Origin of the sequence: Brevundimonas sp. AAP58 (genome assembly GCF_001295975.1) — a bacterium.
Lineage (GTDB): Bacteria > Pseudomonadota > Alphaproteobacteria > Caulobacterales > Caulobacteraceae > Brevundimonas.
The window spans coordinates 1-6,416 of the sequence record NZ_LJHU01000026.1; the positions used below are offsets into that span (position 1 = coordinate 1).

Here is a 6,416-nt window from a genome sequence, read left to right on the forward strand (position 1 = left end):
AAGTCCTGGCACCTCGTGCGCGGTTAGCCCCCTCCACCGCTTCGCGGTCCCCCTCCCCCAACGGGGGAGGATTATTGAGCCGCGATCCAGGTGTCCATGCGCTGGTCCAGCAGGTCGAGCGGCAGGGGCCCGTCGACCAGAAGCGCGTCGTGGAAGTCGCGCACATTGAAGCGATCGCCCAGCGCCTGTTCTGCCCGGGTGCGGATGGCGCGCAGCCGGATCTCGCCGATCTTGTAGGCCAGCGCCTGGCCCGGCCAGCCGACGTAGCGTTGCAGCTCCGTCTCGATGTTGTGCGGAGCCAGGGCCGAGTTTTCGGTGAAGCAGCGCCGGGCCTGATCCACCGTCCAGCCCATCCAGTGCATGCCGGTGTCGGCGACCAGGCGACACGCCCGCCACATCTCGTAGGACAGGCGGCCGAAGCGTTCCTCGGGCGTGCGGTAGAAGCCCATCTCCTCGCCCAGGAACTCCGCATAGAGGCCCCAGCCTTCGGTGAAGGCGGTGACGTCGACGGTGCGGCGGAAGTAGGGACCCTGCTCGGCCTCCTGCTGGAGCGCGATCTGCAGGTGATGGCCGGGCACGGCCTCGTGAAGCGTCAGGGCGGGCAGCTCATAGAGCGGTCGCTGATCCAGCCGTCCGGTGTTGACGATGTAGCCGCCCGGCACCCCGTCGGCGAGCGAGCCGCCGTTGTAGCGGCCGGTCGTGTAGGTCGCCTCGATGGCCTCTGGCACGGGCCGCACGTTGTAGGTCAGGCGGGGCAGGGTGCGGAACAGGGCCGGCATCCCCCCGTCCGCGCGCTTGGCCATCTCCGACGCCTTTTCCAGCAGTTCCTCGCGCGAGGTGGCATAGAAGCGCGGCTCGGTCCGCAGGTGGTTCAGGAAGCCCGCGAAGTCGCCGGTCCAGCCGGCCGCGCGCATCTCGGTATCCATGCGGGCCCGGATGCGGGCGACCTCGTCCAGACCGATCTGGTGGATCTGGTCCGGTGTCAGGTCGGTGGTGGTGTAGCGCCTCGCCTCGAAGGCATAGAATTCGCGCCCGCCGGGGCGGCTGCCGATGCCCACCTCGGGCCGGGCAGCGGGCAGGTATTCGGTCTCGATGAAGCGAAGCCATTCCTGGCGGCGCGGCGCGATCTCGCCGTTGACGATGGCCCGGGCGGCGACCCGGATCTGCTCCCAGTCGCTCTCGGGGATCGATGCGGGTCGGGTCTCGGTCGGCTTCAGAAGAGGGTCGGTCTCCTGTGTGAAGGCCAGCTCGTTCCGCAGCGAGACGAGAAAGCTCTCGACCACCGAGGTCGGCTGGGTGAAGCCCGTGTCCAGGCCCCGCCGGGCGTTGGCCAGCGCGGCGTCATAGTAGGCGGCGAAGGCCGCGAGCCGCGACAGCCAGGCCTGGGCCTCCGCTGCGGTGGTGATGCGTGTGACCGAGGCGATGTAGCTGGCCGTCTGGCCCGGACCGCCCTCGGAATCGAAGGCGAGGCGGCCGGAATCGTAGCGGATCGCCTCGATGGAGCGGTCCAGATCAAGGATCAGGAAGGCGCGGTTCAGCCCATCTTCCGACGACAGGGCGTCGGCCGCGATCGCCTGGGCCCGGGCGCGAAACGCCTCCAGAACCGGCTGGCGGGCCAGTTCGGCCTCGCGCGAGATGTCGGGCAGTCGGCCCTTGGCGGCGATGTCGCCTTCCTGTCCGGCCGAGATCGGATCGCGCGCCTTCAGATAGGCCTCGTAGTCGCTCAGCAGGGCGGCGAGTTCGGCGTTGGCGGCGGGCTGCGCGGCCTCCGTCGCGGACTGGGCCAGAGCCGCCGACGCGGTCGAACAGAGAAGGGCGGCGGCGAGGCCGGCGAAGGCGAGACGGTGCATGGAGCCCCCATTGAGCGAGGGCCGCATGGGGCGTCAGACCTTGGCCAACGTCAACCCGCCAGAGCCGCCCGCACCGCCGCGAGACCCGCCTCGGCCTTCGAGCCGTCCGGTGCCCCGCCCTGGGCGAAGTCCGGCTTGCCGCCGGCACCTTGCCCACCCATGGCCAGGACCGCGGCGCGGGCCAGGTCGGCGGCGTTGATCTTGCCCGCGACGTCAGACGTCACGGCCACGGTGACGGCGGCCTTGCCCTCGGTCACACCGATCAGGGCGACGACGCCTGAGCCGACCTGTTTGCGGAAGTCCTCGGCCACGCCGCGCAGGCCCTTGCCGTCGACGCCGTCCAGAACGCGGGCGATCAGCTTGACGCCGTTGATCTCCTCCGGCGAGGCATTGCCGCCCGAACCGCCGCCGAGCGCCAGCTGCTTCTTGAGGTCGGCGACCTGCTTTTCGAGGCTACGGACGTTGGTCGACAGGGCGTCGACGCGGGCGGGAACATCGGCGGGCTGGACCTTGAAGCCCTGGGCCAGCTTCCTCGCGATCCCGGCCTGGCCTTCCAGATACAGGCGCGCGGCCTCGCCGGTCAGGGCCTCGACGCGGCGGACGCCGGCGGCGATGCCGGTCTCCGACACGATCTTGAACAGGGCGATGTCGCCGGTGCGGGCGACGTGGGTGCCGCCGCACAGCTCGACCGAATAGGCCTTGTCGTCCGTCAGGCTCTTGCCGAGCGTGAGCACCCGGACCTCGTCGCCGTACTTCTCGCCGAACAGGGCGACGGCGCCGGCCTCGATGGCGGCCTGAGGGGCCATCAGCTTTGTTTCCGCCGGGATGTTCTGGCGGATGACGGCGTTCACCTCGGCCTCGATCTTGGCCAGTTCGTCCTCGGTGACGGGGGCGTTGTGACTGAAGTCGAAGCGCATGCGCTCGGCATCGACCAGCTGGCCCTTCTGGGCGACGTGGGCGCCCAGCACATTCTTCAGCGCCGCGTGGACGAGGTGGGCGGCGGAGTGGTTGGCGCGGGTGGTCAAGCGCGCGTCAGCGTCGACGTGCAGGGACGCGCGGTCGCCGATCGACAGGCTGCCCTCCAGCACCTCGATCGTGTGGGCGTAGAGGTCGCCGGTGGGCTTCTGCACATCATGGACGCGGCCGCGACCGGTGGGCCATTCGACCTCGCCCTTGTCGCCGGCCTGACCGCCGCCTTCGCCGTAGAAGGGGGTCTGGTCGAACAGGACCTCGGCGGTCTCGCCCGCCTGCACGCTGTCGGCCGCCGCGCCGTCCTTCAGGATGGCGAGGACCTCGCCGGAGCCGTCGACGGCGTCGTAGCCGCTGAACACGGTCGGCCCCAGACGGTCCTTCAGCGCCAGCCATTCGCCGGTTGAGGCGGTCTGGCCCGAGCCCTTCCAGTTGGCCTTGCCGCGCAGTTTTTGCTCTTCCATGGCCGCGTCGAAGGCGTCGGTGTCGACGGTGAAGCCGCGACGGCGGGCCTCGTCCTGGGTCAGGTCGAGCGGGAAGCCGTAGGTGTCATAAAGGCTGAATGCCGTGCGGCCGGGAATGACGCCGCCGGGCGCAAGGTCGCGCGTGGCGTCTTCAAGCAGGCCCATGCCGCGGCCGAGCGTGGTGCGGAAGCGGATCTCCTCCTGCTTCATCGTGTCCTCGACCGAGGCCTGGGCGCGCTTCAGCTCCGGATAGGCCGCGCCCATCTCCGCGACGAGCGTCGGCACGAGGCGGTGCATCAGGGGGTCGGCGGCACCCAGCAGGTGGGCGTGGCGCATGGCCCGGCGCATGATCCGGCGCAGGACATAGCCCCGGCCTTCATTCGACGGCGTCACCCCGTCGGCGATCAGGAAGGCGGACGAGCGCAGGTGGTCGGCGATGACGCGATGGCTGGGCGCCATATCGCCGTGCGGGTCGGTCGAGGTGGCCGCGGCCGAGGCCCCGATCAGAGTCTGGAACAGGTCGGTGTCGAACACCGAGTTCTTGCCCTGGAGCACGCTGGCGATGCGTTCCAGCCCCATGCCGGTGTCCACCGAGGGCTTGGGAAGGTTGCGAACGATCTCGTCGTTCTCCTTCTCGAACTGCATGAAGACGTTGTTCCAGATCTCCACATAGCGATCGCCGTCCTCGTCCGGCGAACCGGGAGGGCCGCCCGGCACGTGGTCGCCATAGTCCCAGAAGATTTCGGTGCAGGGGCCGCAGGGGCCGTTGTCGCCCATGGCCCAGAAGTTGTCCGAGCCGGCGATGCGGATGACCTTGTCGTCGGAAAAGCCCGTGACCTTCTTCCAGATCGCGGCGGCCTCGTCGTCGTCGATGTAGACGGTGACCAGAAGGCGCTTGGGATCGAGGCCGAAGTCGCGCGTGACGAGCGTCCAGGCGCGCTCGATCGCGTGCTCCTTGAAGTAGTCGCCGAAGCTGAAGTTGCCCAGCATCTCGAAGAAGGTCAGGTGGCGGGCGGTGTAGCCGACGTTGTCCAGGTCGTTGTGCTTGCCACCCGCGCGGACGCACTTCTGGCTGCTCGTGGCACGGGGCGACGGCGGCTTGGCGGCGCCGGTGAAGTAGTCCTTGAACGGCACCATGCCCGCGTTGACGAACATCAGCGTCGGGTCATTCTGCGGGACCAGCGGCGCGGAGTGGATCTTCTGGTGACCGTCGGCCTCGAAGAAGTTCAGGAAGGTCGAGCGGATGTCGTTCAGGCTGGCCATGGTGTTCGTCTGACGCGCGTCGGGAGGAATGAGGAAGTCGGGCGTCATATAGGGTTTCCGCGCCGAACGCATCACCTTGGCCAACCCGTGTCGCACGGGCCGCCGGGCCGTTCCGTCGCAGGGCCTGAGGCCGTCGTCGGGCGTATGGAAGCGCCATGAGCAAGGTCGAGGTGTGGTTCGACGGCGACTGCCCGCTGTGCCGGCGCGAGATCGCCCTGATGCGGCGGCTGGACCGGCGCGGGGTGATCCGGTTCCACGACGTGGCGACCGGCCAGGGGAGCTGTCCGATCGACCGGGCGGCCTTGCTGGCGCGATTCCATGCGCGCGAGGACGGGCGGATGGTGTCCGGCGCCGAGGCCTTCGCGGCCATGTGGCGGGCCATTCCGGTTCTGAGGCCGCTGGGCCTGCTGGCTCGGAACCGCGCGGTGCTGAGGGTACTGGAGCGGCTGTATCTGGCGTTCCTGAAGGTGCGGCCCCGGCTGCAGGGCTGGCTGAAGGGCCGCGAGGGAGCGGCCGCGTGAGCGACCTCTGGACGTCCACGCGCGACGCCGGGCTGGAGCGGATGGCGGCGTTTCAGCCGCGCATGGGCCGGGCCTATGCCGCTGGGCGGAATACGGATTTCGGGCCGGGTCGTCAGAAGGCGGTTTCGCAGCTATCGCCCTGGGTGCGGCGTCGGCTGGTGACCGAGGAGGAGCTGGCGCGGGCGGCGCTGGAGGCGCACGGACCGCGCGCGGCGGAGAAGTTCGTTCAGGAGGTGATCTGGCGAACCTACTGGAAGGGCTGGCTGGAGACGCGGCCGGAGGTCTGGACGCGTTATCAGGCTGAGCGGGACGCGGCGCTGGAGGCGGTCGAGGCGAACGCGGGGCTGAGGACGGCGCTGACGCAGGCCATCGAGGGCCGCACGGGCATCGAGGGCTTCGATGACTGGGCCCGCGAACTGGTCGAGACCGGCTGGCTGCACAACCATGCGCGGATGTGGTTCGCCTCGATCTGGATCTTCACCCTGAGGCTGCCGTGGACGCTGGGGGCGGACGTCTTCCTGCGCCATCTGATGGACGGCGATCCAGCGTCGAACACCCTGTCCTGGCGCTGGGTCGCGGGATTGCAGACCCAGGGCAAGACCTATCTGGCGACGGCGTCCAACATCGAACAATTCACCGACGGCCGGTTCCGGCCCAGCGGACTGGCCAGGGCGGCCGAACCCCTGTCGGAGGCCCCGGTCCCGGCGGCGAGGCCCTTGCCGGTGGCCGCAGGCGATGTGCCGGACGGACCGCATCTGCTGCTGATCACAGCGGAGGACCTGTCACCGGAGAGCCTGATCGGTCCGTGGGAGGTCGCGGGCGTGGTCCAGGCCTCCGAGCCGGGCGCGGAAGGATCTGGCGAGACGGCGCGGTCCTTTCTGGACGGGGCGCTGGACGACGCGGCGGCGCGGGCCGAGGCGCGGTACCGCCAGCCCGTGCAGCGGCTGGCCGGGCTGGAACCTGAGGGGCTGATCGCGGCGGCGACCACGGCCGGGGTCAGGACGATCGTGACGGCCTGGGCTCCGGTCGGGCCGACGGCGGAGGCGCTGGCGCGCGCCCGGCCCGTTCTGGCCGCCGAGGGGATCGCCCTGGTTCAGGTCCGGCGCCGCTGGGATGAGGCTCTGTGGCCGCTGGCGACCAAGGGGTTCTTTCCGTTCAAGGAGAAGGCACCGGCGGTGCTGCGGACGCTGGGCCTGCCGGCCTGACGGCCAGGAAAAAGCCCGTCCGGACGAGCCGGACGGGCGGCTCCTCCCGGCCCGATCCCCGCGGGGGTCGGCGGCGGGTCGCAGGGACCAGCCGGGCGGAGTGTCTCGATTGATCCTCCCCCGGAGCGAAGCGAACGGGGGAGG

The 6,416-nt window shown here is 70.1% G+C and carries 4 protein-coding genes; 2 read left to right on the top strand and 2 right to left on the bottom strand.

The annotated features are described in order from the left end of the window. Positions 1–71: 71 nt before the first annotated feature. Together IP78_RS04435 and alaS are read right to left on the bottom strand one after the other, a co-directional pair. Entirely contained in the window at positions 72–1,850 is a 1,779-nt protein-coding gene (locus IP78_RS04435; RefSeq protein ID WP_054110508.1) for a DUF885 family protein, read from the bottom strand. Between the two features lie 50 nt (positions 1,851–1,900). Next, complete coding sequence (alaS, locus tag IP78_RS04440) at positions 1,901–4,546, bottom strand: alanine--tRNA ligase (RefSeq protein ID WP_054110510.1); 2,646 nt, start codon at positions 4,544–4,546, stop codon at positions 1,901–1,903. Between the two features lie 155 nt (positions 4,547–4,701). On the opposite strand from alaS, the gene IP78_RS04445 reads away from it, so the two are divergent. Together IP78_RS04445 and IP78_RS04450 are read left to right on the top strand one after the other, a co-directional pair. After that, on the top strand, positions 4,702–5,067 hold the full coding sequence (locus IP78_RS04445) for a thiol-disulfide oxidoreductase DCC family protein (protein ID WP_054110509.1): 366 nt from the start codon (positions 4,702–4,704) through the stop codon (positions 5,065–5,067). After that, positions 5,064–6,272: an FAD-binding domain-containing protein gene (locus IP78_RS04450; protein WP_231680923.1), complete on the top strand. Its 1,209-nt coding sequence runs from the start codon at positions 5,064–5,066 to the stop codon at positions 6,270–6,272. The genes IP78_RS04445 and IP78_RS04450 overlap by 4 nt, the downstream gene beginning before the upstream one ends. Positions 6,273–6,416 lie beyond the last annotated feature (144 nt).

Bases quoted from the DNA above. Each gene is read 5' to 3' on its own strand.
- IP78_RS04435 (WP_054110508.1), bottom strand. From the start codon at position 1,850: ATGCACCGTCTCGCCTTCGCCGGCCTCGCCGCCGCCCTTCTCTGTTCG.
- alaS (WP_054110510.1), bottom strand. From the start codon at position 4,546: ATGGCCAGCCTGAACGACATCCGCTCGACCTTCCTGAACTTCTTCGAG.
- IP78_RS04445 (WP_054110509.1), top strand. From the start codon at position 4,702: ATGAGCAAGGTCGAGGTGTGGTTCGACGGCGACTGCCCGCTGTGCCGG.